The organism is Arthrobacter sp. DMZ02-1R (assembly GCF_057747935.1).
The window spans coordinates 3,665,132-3,681,447 of record NZ_CM173230.1 but is presented as its reverse complement, the minus strand read 5'-3'; the positions used below and the strand labels follow the sequence as shown (position 1 = coordinate 3,681,447).

Below are 16,316 nucleotides of genomic sequence, written 5' to 3'. Positions count from 1 at the left end.
ATCCAGGTTTTCTCCAAGTCCGCATTTGGACTTGGAGAAAACTTGGAGGAGAACTAGTCTTTCTCCAAGTCCAAATCGCAACTTGGAGAAACCTTGGAGTTGTCCCCGTGAAGCTGCCCATGCCGTCGCCGAACTACTCTGAACTCCTGAAATCGATCATCGAGAAGAGTCCTGGGCGAGTAACCGCACTGCTGTCTGAGAGCGTGGATGATTCCCGCTACCTGCACTGGGATGAGTTGCGTTACAAGCAGCCGCCGTCGGGTTGGACGCTGGAGGAATTGTGGGTAGCACTTAAAGTGCGGCGTTCGTTCCAGCCGAGAGCTGTCGAACTATATGACCAAGACGGGGCGCCATTCTGGTTTTCCATGACCGACGCCCTACTTCAGGGGTCAGAGGAAATAGCGCGCCGGGCCAGTGGCAGCATCAAGTCACAGGAACACGTTGTGGGTTCAAAAGGGCGCAATGAATACATTGTGAAGTCTCTGATTGAGGAAGCGATAACTTCCAGCCAACTGGAAGGAGCCGCGACGTCACGGCGGGTTGCCAAAGAGCTATTGGAATCCGGCAGGGAGCCCCGCGACAAATCCGAAGTCATGATCGTGAACAACTATCTGGCGATGCAGCGGATCCGGGACGCCGCACAAACTCCTTTGACTCCGGAATTCGTCCTTGAACTCCACCGGATGCTCACTGAGGACACCCTGGATGATCCAGCCGATGCCGGTCGGCTGGAGACACCCGATCATCCGCGAGTGGCGGTCTGGGACAATGACGTCAAACTCCACGAGCCGCCCCCCGCGGTTCAGCTTCCCGAGCGCTTGGCCGCACTTTGCCGCTTCGCAAACGGGGGTGGCAACAGTTCGGCGTACATTCCGCCGGTGGTCCGAGCCGTGATTGTCCATTTCATGGTGGGCTATGACCACTATTTCGCCGATGGAAACGGCCGAACCGCCCGTGCCCTCTTCTACTGGACGATGCTTAACCAGGGGTATTGGCTGAGCGAGTATGTGACCATCTCGAAAATACTCAAGACGGCACCGTCTGTTTATGCGCGCGCATACCTATACACCGAAGACGATGAAGGCGATCTCACGTATTTCATCCACTATCAGCTCGACGTGTTCATCCGTGCCCTCAATGAACTCGATCAATACTTGGCTGCCAAAGCTGAAGAGATATTGGAAGTGCGGATGGCGCTCGACTCGGGTGTTGATCTCAATCGTCGCCAGATCGATGTTTTGGAGCACTTGGTCCGCGACGGGGACAAGGCAGTCACTGTTCGTTCCCATGCCGCAAAAAACCGCGTCTCGGACGAAACGGCCCGGGCAGACCTCAACGATCTCGTAACTCGTGGGTACCTTCACAAAAGCCGAGTCGGCAAGGCATTCGTGTGGAGGGCAACCCCGCGGTTGGCGGCAAAACTTGCGCGGAAATGAGATTTTCCAAGGTTTTCTCCAAGTCCAAATCTTGACTTGGAGAAAATCTGGACTTTTCCTGCCGCCGTCGTGCGCTCCTAGGCGTACATCAGCGAACCCGGAGTCGTGAGAACCTCGCCGGTTTCCAGCCAGGTCTTCAGGCCGGAGAGGATCATCGGCCAACCGCCGTAGATCTGGTCGTTGCCGCCTTCCCGCAGCTCGCTGTGGGTCACGGTCAGGTGGCAGGAATCGCCCACCGGTTCGATCTCCCAGGTGACGCGCGAGGTGCCCTCGGCCTTGACGTCCTCGCCCCAGAGTGCGCGCATGGTCTGGACGAGCCGGCGCGGGGGATCGACCTCCACGTTCTCGCCTTCGCCCAGGACCATTCCGTTGGCCTTGGGGTTGTGCATCTCGTAGTGGCCGCCGGGCGTCCAGTCCGCGGTGTGCGTGTTGCCGAACTGGTACTTGCTGCGGATGTCGCTGTCCGTGATGGCTTCCCAAAGCCGTTCCGGAGTGGTCTTGATGTAGATTTCGAAGATCTTTTCCACGGGACTTTCCAATCTGGTTTTGAGGTCGCTCAACGCAGCGGCCCATGGTTCTGCATATTTGCTCACCCAGCGGTCGTGGACGAGCCTGATGGGTACCGGATTCAGGAAATGGAGCTTTTCGCGACCACGACGGCGGGTCACAACCAGCCCGGCCTCCTCAAGGATCTTGAGGTGCTTCATGATCCCGAAGCGGGTCATATCGAACCGTCCTTCAAGCGCGCTCAGCGTCTGACCGTCCTCGCGGAAGAGCTCATCGAGCAGGTCCCTGCGGGTGGGGTCGGAGAGTGCCTTGAAGACGGCGTCCATGGGTTTAGGATAGGTGACCATTTGGTCACATGTCAATGGTTCCGAGGGCCAAAGGGGACGGCCAACGGGTTCCTGTTGTGTTTAGGCGCGTTCCATCTCGGGACGGATTTCATCCCCGGGCGGGTTCATGTCCGGGTGGGTCTGAAGTAGTGGTTGCGTCTGGGTGTTTGGCGGGGATCGATGTGGGGTGGGGGTTTGAACCATGCCACTCCGGAGTCCGTGGTGATGGTCCATTGTTCTTTGTGGATGACGTGGTGGTGGTGGCTGCACAGCAAGACGCCGTTGTCGGTTCCGGTGGTGCCGCCGTGGGACCAGTAGGTGGTGTGGTGGGCTTCGCACCAGGGCGCGGGGATGTCGCAATCGGGGAAGGCGCAGCCTTGGTCGCGGGCGGTGATGGCTTTGCGGATGTGGGGCGGGAACACCCGGGTGGTGCGGCCGATGTCCAGGACGCGGCTGTCGCTGCCGAGCAGGACGGGGATGATGTCCGCGTCGCAGGCGATCTTGCGGATGGCCGAGGGGTGGATCGGGCCCTGGAACGTGGACGTGCCGGTGCCCAGGCGGGGGCTTGCTGCGGTGGTTTGGTGTTCGACGCGCTCGAGCAGCTCGCGGTAGTCGATCGTGACCATCACCTGCGGACGGAGACCACCCGCGGCGGGAAGCTCACCGGTGGACAGGGCCGCTGCGCAGGCCCCGACGAGCCCGTCTAGCAGCTTCTGCGCCCGTGAGCGGCGATCCAGCGACGGGTGGGCCACGGCGTCGTGCTCCGAAAACCCTCCGGCGGCCCCGCCGGTGGTCCCGCCGGAATCCGCGTCCGGTGATCCGCCGGTATCGTGGCGGAGGCGCGGGTTGGTGGCGGTGTTCATGACAGTGGCGAGGGTTTCGAATTGTTCCGCGGTGGCGAAGATTTCCAGGTGATGCAGGCCGCGGCGGGGTGTGCGGATGAACGCGCCTTGGCGGTGGCGGAGTTCTTCCTCTCCGGGTTCTGGCCCGTCCTGGTCGATGGCGTGGACCCAGCGCTTCGCCATCCGGGACACGAAATCGGGATCGCTCTGCACCGCGGTGCCGGTCAGTGCCTGTTCCATCTGCAGGGCGGTGTCCTGATCGGCGATGTGCCGTACCTGGTCCAGGGCAACGCTGATCACCGTGGCCGAACGGGACGGCACGGCTGCCGAGGAAAGGGCCGCGGCGAGGACCCCGTGCCGTGCCGGTATTTCCTGCCCGGCGATCCCTGCCTGCGGAAGCACGGCGGCGGCCTGTGCGAGCCGGCGCCGGGCCTCGCCGATGCCGATCCGCAACCTGGCCCGCAGGAATTCGGCCGCGTTCCGGTAACCGTCGTCAACCACGGCTGCCACTTCCGTGGGGCTGAGCGCAGGTGCCGACGCCGACGCCCCGGGGTCGGATCCGGCTGCCGGTTCTGATGCGGTTGCCGCGGGCTCGGTCCAGCCGGTCATCCACGCCGGCGCCGGGGATGACTGCCGTGCCGCCTGGGCTTCGCGCCGCGTCCGCTCCACGGCCTCGGCCGCTACGATCTGCAAAAACTCCACCGTCCGCGAGATCTCTTCGACCTTGCCGGCGAACTCAGCGGCCTCGGGGAAGCCAAACAGCCGGGCCTCGGAGACGGCAGCTGAACGCAGCGCATCCATCGCCTCCGCTGCCTGATCAAGGCCACCTGCCAGGCCCGGCACGGATTCAGGCCCGGTACCGGGGCAGACCTCCAGCCGGTTGATGTCGGCATGGCGGGCAGGGGCGGGCTTCAGGCGGCGGGAAAGACGCCCCAGCGGCGCAATCCCGCCATCGGGCGGGGCCGCCCGACGTGCCGCTAATTGACCGATGCCTTCCATAAACAAACACTGTCACGAGGCTCGGACATTTTTAGCCCCCGCCCTCACCATCGACCGAAGACTGTGGGAGAAAACTAGGAGCCTGCCGGCCGCGACCGGCCGGCAGCCCCGGGAAGACACGCCCCGGGAAGACACGCCCCGGGAAGACACGCCGCGGGAAGACACGCCCCGGGAAGACACCTAAGTGTTGAGGTCCCAGTGCACCCGGATCGCCTCCGCGACCGGGCCGGCGGTGACTTCGACCTGGAAGGCAACAGGCGCGGTCCCGGTTTCTTCGATGACCATGTCGCTATACACGCGGCCGCAGGACGGACACAGGGTGTATAGGTCCTCGTCCTCGGGCCATGCGGCCAGCCCCGGCGGAACAGGGGAGTCTCCTCCGGCGTAAACAGGGATGCCCTGCGAGTTGGCCTGAATCAACCCCTCTTTGCTGACCGTATTACCGCAGAGGCAGGTGATCGTGGTGACATCATGACCGATGACGTCTGCGAATTCAGTGTCCATGATGAGCTCCCCGGCGATGGAAGAGACGTTCTGCTTGTAGCTTATGCCTGTGGATCGCCGGATGCGTCCTCCCGGTAAATTCGCTGACGGTTATCGGTTGTTCCCTGACATCCGGGGCGGGAAGATGTTCCCATGTTGCCTGAGGAGCGTTTCAACGCACTGGTCGATGAATTCCGGGCCAGCCCCGGCGTGAGCGTGCCGGGTGAACCAGGGAAGCGCGGATTCGGTTCGGACGCGCTGAAGGTCCACGGCGCGATCTTTGCGATGATTTCCGGGGGCAGGCTTGTGGTGAAGTTGCCGCACCAGAGGGTCGAGACGCTGATCGGGACTGGAGTTGGTGCGCCGTTTGACGCCGGCAAAGGCCGTCCGATGAGGGAGTGGCTCACCGTCACATCCGACGAAGAGGAGTCATGGCTGGCCCTGGCTCGTGAGGCTTTGGACTTCGTGGGGTCGCAGCGAAGAACACCTGAGGAGACTCGATGAAATCCAACGAACTGCTGCTGGATGCCTTCGGCCGGATCCGTGACACCGTTGCCGCGACTCTCGAGGGGGTCGACGACGAGTCTCTGGTCCGTCGGCCCGCGGGGATCGGAAACTCGATTGCGTGGCTGATCTGGCACCTCAGCAGGGTAGAGGACGTCCAAGTCGCCGCCGCGGCCGGCCTGGAACAGGCCTGGACCTCGCAGGAGTTTGCTGGTCGATTCAAGCTGCCGCTGCCCGAACGGGATACCGGTTACGGCCACACGAGCGATAAAGTCGACGCGGTCCAGGCCCCGCCGGAGCTATTGCTCGAATATTACGACGCCGTCCACCAGCAGACGGTGGGGTTCCTGAAAACTCTCGGCGATGGGGACCTTGATCGCATCGTCGACACCCGCTGGAACCCGCCCGTCACTCTCGGTGTGCGGTTGGTCAGTACTATTGCCGATTGCCTTCAGCACGTGGGGCAAGCGGCGTACGCCAAGGGACTGAGGTCTTCGGACCGTTAGGGCCGGCCGGGCTCCTCGCCGTTCGCTACGGCCTCGCCGTTCGCGACCGCCTCGATCCAGTCGACCGCGTCATCCGGGAAATAGAACCCCGGGGGCTCGTTCTGACCAGCCCACCATGCATCGGAAGTGGCGGGCCCGCCAGCTTGGGTGATCTCTGAAACCACTTCCTGGGGTACGGCGTCGCCATTATTCTCGATCAGCCATTTCCGGGTGGACGGCTTCAGCTTCGGCCACCAGTGCTCGATACTCATGGCCGAAGTCTGCCACGTCCTGCGTCCGCCGGGGAAGACGCGCCTCTCAGGCCACCTTGCGAGGTTTGAAGACCAGCCCGACGACGGCAGCCAGCGCGAGCGCGGAGAGGACAGTCGCGGACCAGAACCCGGCGCGCCCGCCGGTCAGGAAGTCGCCTGGGATGGCGAAGGCCGCATAGGTCGAAGCCACGATGGCCAGGCCGACGGCCCCGCCAAGCTGCTGCATTGTCTGGAAGAGCCCGGAGGCGGACCCTGCATGCTCGGGTTCGACGTTGCGGAGTGCGAGCGTCGTGAGCGGCATGAACGTTAGGCCGGCGGAGATTCCGGTGCCCAGAAGGGCAAGCAAGACAAGGGCAAGAGGGGTGTCCGCGTTCAGCTGCGTGAGGGGCAGGAAGGCGACGACGCGAAGTGCGGCGCCGAGGATGACGAGCGGGACCGCTCCCAGCCGCTCGAGCAGTCGCGGAACGATCCGTGACATCGCGAAGATGCTCAGTGGCATCGGCAGGAACGCTAGGCCGGTCACCATGGGCGTGAGGTGTAGATCGTCTTCGAGGTACTGGACCATGAGGAAGAACATCGCCAGCATCCCGCCATAGGTGGCCGCCATCGCCGCCAGCGCCGCCACTCGGCTCGGGCTGCGTAGCAGTTGCGGGCGGAGCAAGGGGTGGGCGACTCTCCGTTCGGTGACGGCGAGCGCTGCGATCAGCGCCGCGCCGACAACCAGGCCGCCGATGGTCCGCGGGCTGGACCAGCCGACGTCGCCCGCTTGAATGAGGGCCCACACAATGGCGACGGCGCCGCCGGTGGCGGTTACCGCTCCGAGTATGTCGAAACGGCCGGGCCTCCGTGGAGTTTCGGCAACCAGGCGCGGCACCGCAATGAGGACTACGACGCCGATCGGCACGTTAATGAATAGCGTCCACCGCCAACTGGTGGTGTCGGTGAGCAAGCCACCGAGGATGAGACCGAGCGCGCCACCCATTGAGGCAATCGCGGAGAACAATGCGAGCGCTCGGTTCCGCGCGCCGTCGTCCTTTGCGCTTGTGGTGATGAGTGCGAGCACGCTCGGGGCGGCGAACGCGGCACCGAGGCCTTGCAGTGCGCGTGCGAGGACGAGGAGGAGGGGCGAGGTGGCCAGGCCGCCGAGCAGGGAGAAGAGCGTGAAGGCCGCGACGCCCACCAGGAAGGTGCGACGACGGCCGAAGACGTCTCCGATCCGTCCGCCGAGCAGCAAGAGGCCGCCAAACGCGACGGCGTAGCCGTTCAAGACCCAGCTGAGCTCGGCCCGGTTGAAGTGGAGATCGGTGGCGATGTGGGGGAGCGCGACGTTCACGACCGTCGCGTCGAGGACAAGCATGAGTTGGGCCAGCATGACCAGCCAGAGGCCAATGCTGCCTGCGCGGCCGGATCTTGCGATCCCGGCGGGTGCGCGTGTGGCGATTGTGGGTGTCATGGGAGGTGTCCTGTTCTAGCCGAGGGGGCTGAAGTACACTAAGAGGAGAGTTACTCCGCTTAGAACTATACGGAGACACTCTCCGTTTTGCAATCATTTTTGTTTTGAATGTTGGAAGGGCTGGTTTCCGTGCGCGCTGACGCTCAACGTAACCGCGATCGAATCGTGGAAGTTGCGCGTGCCCTCTTCCGCACCAAAGGCTTCGAATCGGTTTCGATGGACGAAGTCGCCAAGGCGGCCGGGGTTGGCCCCGGCACGCTTTACCGCCACTTTCCGACCAAAGAGTCGCTGTACGACGCGGTGCTGGAGGCTTGGGCGGAGAAGGTCAACGCAGCCGTCGAGCGAGCGCTGGCCCTCGACGCTCCGCGGGCGCAGCTGGTGACCTGGTTGACCGACTATGCGGCCATGCTGACAGAACACAAGGGTGCGGCTGCGCGGATCACTGCCGCGCTGGGCGACCCAGGGTCCCCGTTTGCAGCGAAGTGCCAGACCTACCTCGGCGCCAATCAGCGCGTGATCGACGCGTTGGACTCTGCCCTGCGTCCCGGGGTCGAGGCAATGCAAATCAGCCGGCTCGTGGGCGGCGTGGCCGCCGTCGTAGACAACAGCGAGCTTCCCGCCGACGCGGCAGCATCGATGCTCGCGATCGTCGCGGACGGACTGCTCGCGTCCTGACGCGCCGGCCCCAGCTGCCGCGCTGAGTACCCCGGCAGCTGATCTGTACTCCAAGTGCAAAACACCACTTACTCGCAAACTCATTAACTAAGTCCAGTAGGAATCACTCACGGCTGCCCGGAAACGGCTCCGTAGCATCCAATGTGAGCCGAAAACGAGGCTCACTGCCATTGTTTCGGGAAGCAATGTGCGGCAGTACCAACCCGTATGGGTCCTGACCCTGCCGAGGATGCACATCATGAAAGCTGGAAAACTCATGGCCCTCGTTTGCCTCCTTTTTGCTGGGGTAGCCACGCCGTTCTCCGCCGCGAACGCTGCACCGATGGAGGCTTCGGGCATCGTGTTGGGCAGCGACATATCCTGGCCCCAATGTGGGGGCGGAGTTCCTGCGGGCCAGGCGTTTGGGATTGTCGGAGTGAACGGCGGACGGCCCGGCACCGCGAATCCCTGTTTCGCCGAGCTGCTGGGCTGGGCCAGCGGCTCGGCGGGCGGGACTAGCCAACCCGCAGCCGCGCTGTATGCGAATACCGCCAATCCTGGACCGTTCGGAGCCGAGTGGTGGCCGGGATCCGATGAGGAGGTGGGCCTGGGCGGCGGTCCCAACCCGTATGGGAGCTGCGACGGCACAGCTTCGGCGGCGTGTTCCTACCTTTACGGTTACGGCGTGGCCTTCGACGACGTTATCCGGCACGGGGTGCCCGACCCCGCCAAGCGTATGTGGTGGCTGGACGTGGAGACCGGGAATGCATGGTCTTGGGACACCGTGGCCAACGCCGCCGTCCTCGAGGGCATGACGGGATTTCTGCAAAGCATCGGCGCCCAGGTTGGCATCTATTCCACTTCCTACCAGTTTGGGCTCATCGCCGGCCAGCCTGGTCCTGGCAGCAAGTTGAACGGACTCAAGAGCTGGCTTGCCGGTGCAACGTCACCGGAGTCCGCAGCGGAACTCTGCTCGGAGCCTCCGTTGACAGCCGGCGGTGTCGTCGCGCTCACCCAATTCACCACAGACTTCGACTACAACTACTCGTGCATTCCGCCCGCACCGCCCCCGCCCCCTCCACCCGCGCCGGTAGTGGCCCCGCCGAAGCCGCCAGCCCCAACGCTGACTACAGACGCCAATGGGAAGCTGAAGCCGGTGGAGACCATACCGCAGGGCTGAGGCCCGCGTGACGGCCGTGTCGCCCATCGTTTCGTGACCCAAGGCAACCATGGACCAGACTTAGGGGCGTGACCAACAAACCCCGCCCCGGCCTAGCGATCGCTGCACTCAGTCTGGGGACGGCGCTGAATCCGTTGAACTCATCGATGATCGCGGTCGCGCTGGTGGTGCTTCGCGAGGACTTTGCGCTCGACGTCGCCACGGTCACCTGGGTGATTACGTCCTTCTACCTCGCCTCGGCGGCCGGCCAGCCGCTGATGGGCCGCCTCGCCGATCGTTTCGGTCCGCGGAGATTGTTCACTTTCGGAATGGCGGTGGTGGCTATTGCCTGCGCACTGGCTCCATTCTCGCCGAACTTCGCGCTGGTCTGCGTTGCCCGGGCGCTCATGGCGGTGGGACCGCGACGGCGTACCCGTGCGCCGTCGTCATGGTTTCGGCACTCAGCCGGCAGGCGAACATCAGCTCCACCCGCCCCCTGGGGCGCATCCAGATGGCGAACACGTCGGCCGCTGCGGTGGGACCCGTCGTCGGCGGCCTTTTGGTGAGTCTGGTGGGCTGGCAAGCGCTGTTCGCGATCAACGTGCCGATCTCGCTCCTGGCCCTGATTGTGGTGCGGAAAGTGGCGCCGCCCGACGTCGGACGCGAAAGCGGCAAGCTCTCCGTGCTTCTGCGCGATTCCGACATTCCGGGCATCCTGGCTTTTCTCGCCTCGCTCACGCTGGCGATGATGGCGCTGCTCAACGTGATGCCGGCCTACCGTTGGTGGTTCATCGCCGTCGCTGTTGTCCTGGCGGGGTTGTTTGCGTGGCGCGAGTTGCGGTTCAGCCCGCCGTTCCTGGACCTGCGGCTGCTGGGCCGGAACCGGCCGCTGCTGCTGTTGTACTTGGGATTCGCCGTGTTCAGCGCGGTCTATTACTTTGCGTTCTTCGGGCTGCCGCAGTTGCTGCAGCAGGCGGGAAAGTACGACGCCGGCGTGGTCGGCCTGCTGATGCTGCCCCTTGCTGCCATGTCAGTTTTCGTGACCCCGGTTGCGGTGCGGTTCATTGAGCGGTTCGGCGTGCGTTCCGTGATGATCACGGGCGTCGTGCTTTTGGCCCTGGCGTCCGGGGCATTGGGGATCCTTACTTTGTCCTTCTGGCCTCCGCTGGTGCTGGTGCTCACCGCGCTGATGGGTGTCCCGTATGGCGTGGTCAGCACGGCGTCTAACCAGGGCCTGTATGTGTCCGCGCGGCCCCAGGACAGGGGAGTGGCCGCCGGGATCTTCCAGACCTGCCGCTACCTCGGGGCCATCACCGCGACGGTGCTGATTGGCGTGCTGTATGGGCCCGGCGTCAATCAGGCGAACTGGGGGTTGATGGTGCTGGTGATGCTGGGTCTGAGCGCTGTGGTGTTCGTGCTTGCGATGATGTGGAGGAACCCGGATGCGGCGGGTTAGGAAATCTTATTGACACTCAAATGAGGCGGGAATAATCTCGGCCTTACGAGGTTCGTGGTCTCGTTCTCAGTGTTTTCGGCGCTGCCTCTGGGGGAGCTCCGCTAGTCGAATGAACTAGCGAGGAGAGTCCTCAATGTCTTGGGAAATGTCCGGAAAATATGTAGCCAACTGTAGTTGCGCGTTGATCTGCCCGTGCCCGGTGGACGGTAGGCCCAACAGCACGAACGGCGAGTGCCGTGGCGTGGCTGTGTTCCATGTTGCGGCTGGGAAGCTCGATGACACCGATCTTTCGGGTGTCGACTTCGCCTTCGTCAACTTCTTCCCGTCAAACCTCACCGCGGGTGGCTGGAAGGTCGGAGTCGTCCTCGATGGAGGCGCATCGGACGGGCAGGCGACCGCCGTCGAAAGCATCCTGCACGGCGAGGTTGGCGGCCCGTTCGGGGATCTGGCGGCTTTGTATGGCGAATGGTTGGGCGTCCAGAGAGCCAGTGTCACATTCTCGGATGGCGATAACCCGTCCGCCACAGTGGGAGACGGTGTGAACTTCACCCTTGAGACGCTGCCCGGACCGGGCGGCAGTGTCACCACCGTCAAGAACGCGATGTACGCTTTCGCCGCCGACTACATGATCGGAAAGGCGCCAGGGCACTCGGATCTCTTCGGCCTGGACTTCGACGGGATCTATGGCGAGAGCGGGGAATTCACCTACGCAAGCGAGATGGCAGAAGGCGCCCCCAAGGGACGGGCATGACGGCCGGGCACGTGCCGCGCAGAAGGTTGATCCCGGGAACTGTGGCGCGCTCCACCGCGCGCGCCACAGTTTTCCGTGTTGATCTGCGCGAAGCTGGCTTGGTCGCGGTTTTGCTCGTCCTCGCAGCGGTGAGCTGGATCGTTTCGGCCGTGCAAATGTCCGGAATGGACATGGGGCGTTGGACAGACCCGGGACCACTGGGCTTCTTCCTCACCACCTGGGTTGTGATGCTGGCGGCGATGATGTTTCCGTCGGTGGCGCCAATGGTGGTTGCTTACGCCCGGATCACCGAGCACCGCCGCGAAACCGGACGATACGCCCCGCCGGGGTCTACGGCTGTGTTCGTTGCCGGCTACCTGATTTCGTGGACCATCTTCGGTCTTGCTGCCTACGCGCTCTACGGAGCGGTGGCGGCGCTGGTCCCTGGCTTGTTTTCGTCTGATCCTGGCGGCCGCTATCTGGCTGCGGGAGTGATCTTTGCCGCGGCCGTTTACCAGCTCACGCCGGCCAAGAACGTTTCCCTGATGAAATGCAGGACGCCCATGGACTTCATCCTGCACCGCATCCGCTACGGGCCCATTGGTGCGTTGCGCCTTGGACTCGAGCACGGCGCATGGTGCGTCGCGTGCTGTTGGGCGTTGATGGTGGCGCTCTTCGCGCTCGGCGTGATGAGCGTGGGCTGGATGGCTGTGGTCGGGGCGTTCATTGCGCTCGAGAAGATGCTCCCGTGGAAACGGCTCGCCAACCGGTCGGTTGCGGTGGCGCTGGGCCTCATAGCGGTGTTTGTCGCCGTTGCGCCGGGGATGGTGCCCGGGCTCGGGATGTAGGTTTCGGGGAAAAACGGGACGGTCTCATTCATTAAGGAGTTCGGAAAATGGCTAATGGCACTGGACTGATCGAGCGTTTTTACAAAGAGATCGTCGAGGGCGGAAATCTCGATCTCATTGATGAGCTGACGGCCGACGGCTTCGTCGATCACGAACAGGCTCTTCCCGGGCAACCGCCCGGCAAGGATGGCGTCCGGTTCTTCGTAAGCGCCATCCGGGCGGCGTTCCCGGATATCAAGATCAAGACGATCGAGCCGACGTTGGCTGACGGAAACCTGGAGGCCTGCCACGTGATTCTGACGGGCACTCACAGTGGGGACATGGCGGGAGTTCCAGCAACGGGCAACAGCGTCGAATTCGACGGCACTGACATTATTCGCGTCGAGGACGGCAAGGCCGCTGAGCATTGGGGAACCACGAACAACCTGAGCCTCATGCAGCAGATCGGTGCGATTCCCCAGTAGCGTCCCCCGCCCGCGCTCCTAGCCGCGGGCGGGAGGCATTCGGAGGTGAGCCGGGAAGTCTGGTCGGCAGGTCGGCAGGTCTGCCATGGAACCGGAGATCCCCGTGAAAGTTTCGCGCGGAAAGTCCACCAGAGGTGGCCTGGGCAGGGCCTTGCGCTCCCGCACCGCGCTGCTGTTGGCGTTTGCTTTCGCGGTCATGGCCGATCCTGTCTCCTCTGTGGCGTACGCCATCGAAGCTGCTCTGCGCGCCCTGAACGGTGATTTGGCGTTGTTGGTCCCGACGATGGTCCTGGTGGTGGCCATCGTCGCCTTGGTCATCGTGAACTACCGGCAACTCATCGCCCGTTACCCGAGAGGCGGCGGGGCGTCCGCCGCTGTGGGTGAAGCCTTCGGAGACGGCTGGTCCTTCGTCCCGATCGGTGCGCTGGTGGTGGATTTCGTGCTTACCATCGCGATCAGCGCCTCGGCGGGGTCCTCGGCGGTGATCGCCTATTTCCCGGCCCTTGCCCCCTGGCGGTTGCCGCTCGGGCTGGGCTTGGTGGTCCTTGTCGGTGCTGCGACCTGGTTCGGACACTTGGGCAGGTTGGTCTTCGCGGCGATGACTGTGGCCTTCATTGTCGTTTCCGCCGTCGTCCTTCTCTGCGGTCTGGGCGCAGCGCCTCGACCGGTTGGCATGATCACCGGCGCTCCTGGGCATCAACCGATCCTTGCCGTCGTGCTTGCCTTCCCCGTCGCCATGGCCATGGCCACCGGCGTGGAAGCAGCGACCTCGGCGGTTGCCCAGCTAGGGCAGCTCGACAACGCCGGGAAGCGCCGCTTCGGGCAGCTCACCCTCTGGCTGACTCTCGCCGTCGTGGGGATCATAACTCTGGGCCTCGCTCTGGAGGCCACCCAACTCCAAGTAGGCATCCCTCCGGAAGACAGCACGCAGATCGCTGAACTCGCCCGCCTCGCTACCCCGGCGCCAGTGTTCGCCGCCTTCCAGTCCGTCACTGCCCTGCTGCTGCTCGCGGCGGCTTCGTCGGGCTTCCAGGCCGGACCGGGCCTACTCAAGGCTCTGGCACGCCACATCAACCGCAACGGTGAGACGGTCGGCATCCTTCCTCCCTCCCTGGGCCGCACCAACACCCACCACACGCCCTATTGGGGCGTCGCCCTGTTCATCGTCCTAGCCGGAGCCGTCACCGCCATCGCCGGCGGCAACGACCAGGTGCTTGTCCTGTTCTACGCCGTCTCGGTCTTCCTCAGCTTCCTCGCCGGTTTGGTCTCCATGGCACTCTTTGCCCGCAAGGACCGCCAACCGGGATTCCTCATCCTGAACACCGTCGGAGCCATCATCGTGGCGTTCACTCTCATTGCCAACCTCTCCCGCGGATTCCCAATCGTCAGCCTCTCCGCTGCCCTCGCCATCGCGGGCCTCCTCCACTGGGCTTGGACCAAAGCAGGACGTCCCCGCGGCATCCGCAACGCAGCCGCGGAAGCGGAAATCGAATGACGCACCCACCGCCCCCAGGCTAGGTGGCGTCGCTCGCGCCGTCCGCGACGTCGAACGCCTGAAGCACCGCAGCCCCTTCCGCGAGAAGGGGTTCGCGATCGGCTTGCTGGGCCACGAGCCGGGTCACATCGCTGAGGAGGGTCTCTACGTACTGCCGCACGACGGCGTGGTGGGCCGCGTCGCCGAACCACGCGAGATCGCGGCACACGCGCAGCAGGGCCCGGACCACGCGAGGCTCGTTCGCGCCGTACCGCCGCACCTGTCCGATGGCAAGATCCAAGAGGTAGGCGAAATCGCGAGCCGGTAGGTGCAGCCTCACGGTGCCTTGCGCGTCCGCCACGGCCTGCGGGCCGTGCTGCCGGAGTGAGAGGGCCGCGAGGATCGAGCCGAGATGGTCCACCGCTTGGTTCGCGGTGTAGGGGTCGTTGATGGCGGGCGAGAGCGCCTTGGACGCGACGTCGGCGAGTTGCCGGATCCCGAAGGCGACGTCCTGCTCAAGGGTCCGTTCGTAACCGATCCGAACGCTCTGAGCGAGCGCCCGGCGCAGTTCAGCGCCGGCGTCGGGGGCAAGGGGATGTTCGCCGTCGCCGGTGCCTTTCCACACCCAAGCGAGCGGCGACCCGGCGATGACGTGCCGGCCGATCATGGGCACCATACGGGCAGTGAGGCCCCGGCTCGCGAGCACCCCGACGAACGCGTCGACATGGAAGGCTTGAACATATCCTGACTGCGGTACGAGGAAGGCCGTGGCGCCGGGCGGTGGGTTTGGCATGCGAATAGCGGGATCGCCCGGGACGAACGATCTCTCGATCACCTTGAGCGTGGCCTTCTCGACGCCCTTCATGACTTGGTCCACTTGGATCGAATGCGACAGATGGTGGGCGAAGAAGACGAGCATGACCATGCTCACGAACAGCAGCAGCAGTGCGCCGCTCACAGCGAGGCGCGGGTAGTCCTGGGTGCGCTGTCCGCTGGCGATGCCGACGGTGTAGAGGCCCGCCGTGCTGTACGCGAACGTGGCAACGAACGCGCTGAGCGTCACCTGGTTGGGGATGTCGCGCAGAAAGTTCCGCAGCAGCCGCGGGCTGAACTGCGTCGACGCGAGCTGCAGGGCTACGACGGTGAGTCCGAGCACGACGGCGATGACCGTGACCATGGTGCTCGCGATCCCTATGAGCAGGTTCCGCGCGTCGTCGGACGTCCCTTGGAAGAGGAGGACGGCGAGGGGCGACTCCGGGCCGAGCTGCACCGCGGAGAGGCCCGCCCCCGCGATGATCGCGAGGACGACGGCGCACGTCGGCATTGCCCACAGGGCACTCGCCAGATACTCCCGAACGGCCTCACGCCTCACATGTGACACTCTCGGCCGACGGTCCCCGCCAGTCAAGGGGCCGCGCCGGCCTGCTTGACTTCATGGTGAGGCTCAACAAGGGTGGAGGGGATCGATCCAAGCGAAATTCTTTCGAATCAGGAGATCCACCATGGCTCTTCCCACAGGCCTGACTTCCGGCGTCTGGTTGCTGGACATGTCCCACAGCGAGATCGGTTTCAGCGTGCGGCACGCTGGCATCAGCAAGGTCCGCGGCCGTTTCACGGAAGCGAATGCAGAGGCCCGCGTGCGCGAGTCCCTGGCCGACGCGTCCCTCCACGCAACCGTCAAGACCGCGAGCTTCGACTCCGGCGACGCCAACCGCGACGCCCACGTCCGCGGCGCCGACTTTTTCGACGTCGAGGAGTTCCCGGAGATGACCTTCCGGGCCACCAGCGTAGAGGGCGACGGTGATGACTACACTCTCACGGGCGATCTCACCATCCGCGGGATCACCAAGCCCGTGGAGCTGGAAGTGGAGTTCACCGGCGTCGCTGTTGATCCTTTCGGCGCCACCCGCGCCGGGTTCTCCGCCGAAACCGAGATCAGCCGAAAGGACTTCGGACTGACGTGGAACGCAGCTTTGGAGACCGGAGGTTTCCTGGTGAGCGACAAGGTGAAGATCAACCTTGAGGCTGCCTTGGTCAAGCAGGGCGAGTCTGCGGCGTATTAGTGGATAGGCCTAAAAACTGGCCCTCCCAGTCAAGCACGGTTGGGACGACATAAAGACTGGCCTGCGGGGCGTTGCGCGGCACGTGCGCGTGCTTGGTGTAGCCGTGGACTTGTTCTCGCCAATCGACAACGGCGCTCACGCCGTTGACTGAGGAGATCTAC

The 16,316-nt window shown here is 64.2% G+C and carries 16 protein-coding genes and 1 pseudogene; 11 read left to right on the top strand and 6 right to left on the bottom strand.

Annotated elements, in window-relative coordinates; translation table 11 throughout:
* The first annotated feature begins 107 nt into the window (after positions 1 to 107).
* Positions 108 to 1,436, top strand: a complete 1,329-nt coding sequence (locus tag AC3ANQ_RS17550) for a Fic family protein (RefSeq protein ID WP_488302216.1) — start codon at positions 108 to 110, stop codon at positions 1,434 to 1,436.
* Positions 1,437 to 1,513: 77 nt separating this feature from the next.
* Here AC3ANQ_RS17550 and AC3ANQ_RS17545 read toward each other — a convergent pair whose 3' ends face one another.
* From AC3ANQ_RS17545 to AC3ANQ_RS17535, 3 genes are all read right to left on the bottom strand, one after another.
* A complete protein-coding gene (locus AC3ANQ_RS17545) occupies positions 1,514 to 2,269 on the bottom strand; it encodes an ArsR/SmtB family transcription factor (protein ID WP_268025764.1) in 756 nt (251 codons plus the stop codon).
* Positions 2,270 to 2,394: 125 nt separating this feature from the next.
* Positions 2,395 to 4,110: an HNH endonuclease signature motif containing protein gene (locus AC3ANQ_RS17540; RefSeq protein ID WP_488302215.1), complete on the bottom strand. Its 1,716-nt coding sequence runs from the start codon at positions 4,108 to 4,110 to the stop codon at positions 2,395 to 2,397.
* Positions 4,111 to 4,290: 180 nt separating this feature from the next.
* Positions 4,291 to 4,614, bottom strand: a complete 324-nt coding sequence (locus tag AC3ANQ_RS17535; RefSeq protein WP_488302214.1) for a hypothetical protein — start codon at positions 4,612 to 4,614, stop codon at positions 4,291 to 4,293.
* Positions 4,615 to 4,746: 132 nt separating this feature from the next.
* On the opposite strand from AC3ANQ_RS17535, the gene AC3ANQ_RS17530 reads away from it, so the two are divergent.
* A complete protein-coding gene (locus tag AC3ANQ_RS17530) occupies positions 4,747 to 5,097 on the top strand; it encodes a hypothetical protein (RefSeq protein WP_488302213.1) in 351 nt (116 codons plus the stop codon).
* On the top strand, positions 5,094 to 5,603 hold the full coding sequence (locus tag AC3ANQ_RS17525; protein ID WP_488302212.1) for a mycothiol transferase: 510 nt from the start codon (positions 5,094 to 5,096) through the stop codon (positions 5,601 to 5,603). Before AC3ANQ_RS17530 ends, AC3ANQ_RS17525 begins: the two co-directional genes overlap by 4 nt.
* Here AC3ANQ_RS17525 and AC3ANQ_RS17520 read toward each other — a convergent pair.
* Together AC3ANQ_RS17520 and AC3ANQ_RS17515 are read right to left on the bottom strand one after the other, a co-directional pair.
* The gene (locus tag AC3ANQ_RS17520) at positions 5,600 to 5,854 is read right to left on the bottom strand and encodes a hypothetical protein (protein ID WP_488302211.1); all 255 of its coding nucleotides are present in this window, start codon (positions 5,852 to 5,854) and stop codon (positions 5,600 to 5,602) included. The genes AC3ANQ_RS17525 and AC3ANQ_RS17520 overlap by 4 nt on opposite strands.
* 46 nt (positions 5,855 to 5,900) lie before the next feature.
* Entirely contained in the window at positions 5,901 to 7,307 is a 1,407-nt protein-coding gene (locus AC3ANQ_RS17515; RefSeq protein WP_488302210.1) for an MFS transporter, read from the bottom strand.
* Between the two features lie 129 nt (positions 7,308 to 7,436).
* On the opposite strand from AC3ANQ_RS17515, the gene AC3ANQ_RS17510 reads away from it, so the two are divergent.
* The 7 genes and pseudogenes from AC3ANQ_RS17510 to AC3ANQ_RS17480 all read left to right on the top strand — a co-directional run bounded on the left by AC3ANQ_RS17510 (position 7,437) and on the right by AC3ANQ_RS17480 (position 14,113).
* The gene (locus tag AC3ANQ_RS17510) at positions 7,437 to 7,982 is read left to right on the top strand and encodes a TetR/AcrR family transcriptional regulator (RefSeq protein WP_488302209.1); all 546 of its coding nucleotides are present in this window, start codon (positions 7,437 to 7,439) and stop codon (positions 7,980 to 7,982) included.
* A 238-nt stretch (positions 7,983 to 8,220) separates the two neighbouring features.
* Positions 8,221 to 9,141 carry a glycoside hydrolase family 25 domain-containing protein gene (locus AC3ANQ_RS17505; protein ID WP_488302208.1) on the top strand — a complete coding sequence of 307 codons (921 nt, stop codon included), beginning with the start codon at positions 8,221 to 8,223 and terminating at the stop codon, positions 9,139 to 9,141.
* A 68-nt stretch (positions 9,142 to 9,209) separates the two neighbouring features.
* Positions 9,210 to 10,576 (top strand): annotated as a pseudogene (locus AC3ANQ_RS17500) (MFS transporter).
* Positions 10,577 to 10,709: 133 nt separating this feature from the next.
* Entirely contained in the window at positions 10,710 to 11,327 is a 618-nt protein-coding gene (locus AC3ANQ_RS17495) for a DUF1326 domain-containing protein (RefSeq protein WP_488302207.1), read from the top strand.
* Complete coding sequence (locus AC3ANQ_RS17490; RefSeq protein ID WP_488302206.1) at positions 11,324 to 12,154, top strand: DUF2182 domain-containing protein; 831 nt, start codon at positions 11,324 to 11,326, stop codon at positions 12,152 to 12,154. Before AC3ANQ_RS17495 ends, AC3ANQ_RS17490 begins: the two co-directional genes overlap by 4 nt.
* Before the next feature lie 47 nt (positions 12,155 to 12,201).
* Entirely contained in the window at positions 12,202 to 12,618 is a 417-nt protein-coding gene (locus AC3ANQ_RS17485; protein WP_488302205.1) for an ester cyclase, read from the top strand.
* Positions 12,619 to 12,721: 103 nt separating this feature from the next.
* Positions 12,722 to 14,113, top strand: a complete 1,392-nt coding sequence (locus tag AC3ANQ_RS17480) for an APC family permease (RefSeq protein ID WP_488302204.1) — start codon at positions 12,722 to 12,724, stop codon at positions 14,111 to 14,113.
* A gap of 19 nt (positions 14,114 to 14,132) precedes the next feature.
* Here the strand turns inward: AC3ANQ_RS17480 and AC3ANQ_RS17475 are convergent, their stop codons facing one another.
* The gene (locus AC3ANQ_RS17475; RefSeq protein WP_488302203.1) at positions 14,133 to 15,464 is read right to left on the bottom strand and encodes a DUF2254 domain-containing protein; all 1,332 of its coding nucleotides are present in this window, start codon (positions 15,462 to 15,464) and stop codon (positions 14,133 to 14,135) included.
* Positions 15,465 to 15,594: 130 nt separating this feature from the next.
* Between AC3ANQ_RS17475 and AC3ANQ_RS17470 the strand changes: the two genes are divergently transcribed.
* Positions 15,595 to 16,155: a YceI family protein gene (locus AC3ANQ_RS17470; protein ID WP_488302202.1), complete on the top strand. Its 561-nt coding sequence runs from the start codon at positions 15,595 to 15,597 to the stop codon at positions 16,153 to 16,155.
* The last annotated feature ends 161 nt before the right edge of the window (positions 16,156 to 16,316 follow it).

Coding starts and splice junctions, on each gene's coding strand:
- AC3ANQ_RS17545 (WP_268025764.1), bottom strand. CDS start 2,269: ATGGACGCCGTCTTCAAGGCACTCTCCGACCCCACCCGCAGGGACCTG.
- AC3ANQ_RS17540 (WP_488302215.1), bottom strand. CDS start 4,110: ATGGAAGGCATCGGTCAATTAGCGGCACGTCGGGCGGCCCCGCCCGAT.
- AC3ANQ_RS17535 (WP_488302214.1), bottom strand. CDS start 4,614: ATGGACACTGAATTCGCAGACGTCATCGGTCATGATGTCACCACGATC.
- AC3ANQ_RS17530 (WP_488302213.1), top strand. CDS start 4,747: ATGTTGCCTGAGGAGCGTTTCAACGCACTGGTCGATGAATTCCGGGCC.
- AC3ANQ_RS17525 (WP_488302212.1), top strand. CDS start 5,094: ATGAAATCCAACGAACTGCTGCTGGATGCCTTCGGCCGGATCCGTGAC.
- AC3ANQ_RS17520 (WP_488302211.1), bottom strand. CDS start 5,854: ATGAGTATCGAGCACTGGTGGCCGAAGCTGAAGCCGTCCACCCGGAAA.
- AC3ANQ_RS17515 (WP_488302210.1), bottom strand. CDS start 7,307: ATGACACCCACAATCGCCACACGCGCACCCGCCGGGATCGCAAGATCC.
- AC3ANQ_RS17505 (WP_488302208.1), top strand. CDS start 8,221: ATGAAAGCTGGAAAACTCATGGCCCTCGTTTGCCTCCTTTTTGCTGGG.
- AC3ANQ_RS17495 (WP_488302207.1), top strand. CDS start 10,710: ATGTCTTGGGAAATGTCCGGAAAATATGTAGCCAACTGTAGTTGCGCG.
- AC3ANQ_RS17490 (WP_488302206.1), top strand. CDS start 11,324: ATGACGGCCGGGCACGTGCCGCGCAGAAGGTTGATCCCGGGAACTGTG.
- AC3ANQ_RS17485 (WP_488302205.1), top strand. CDS start 12,202: ATGGCTAATGGCACTGGACTGATCGAGCGTTTTTACAAAGAGATCGTC.
- AC3ANQ_RS17470 (WP_488302202.1), top strand. CDS start 15,595: ATGGCTCTTCCCACAGGCCTGACTTCCGGCGTCTGGTTGCTGGACATG.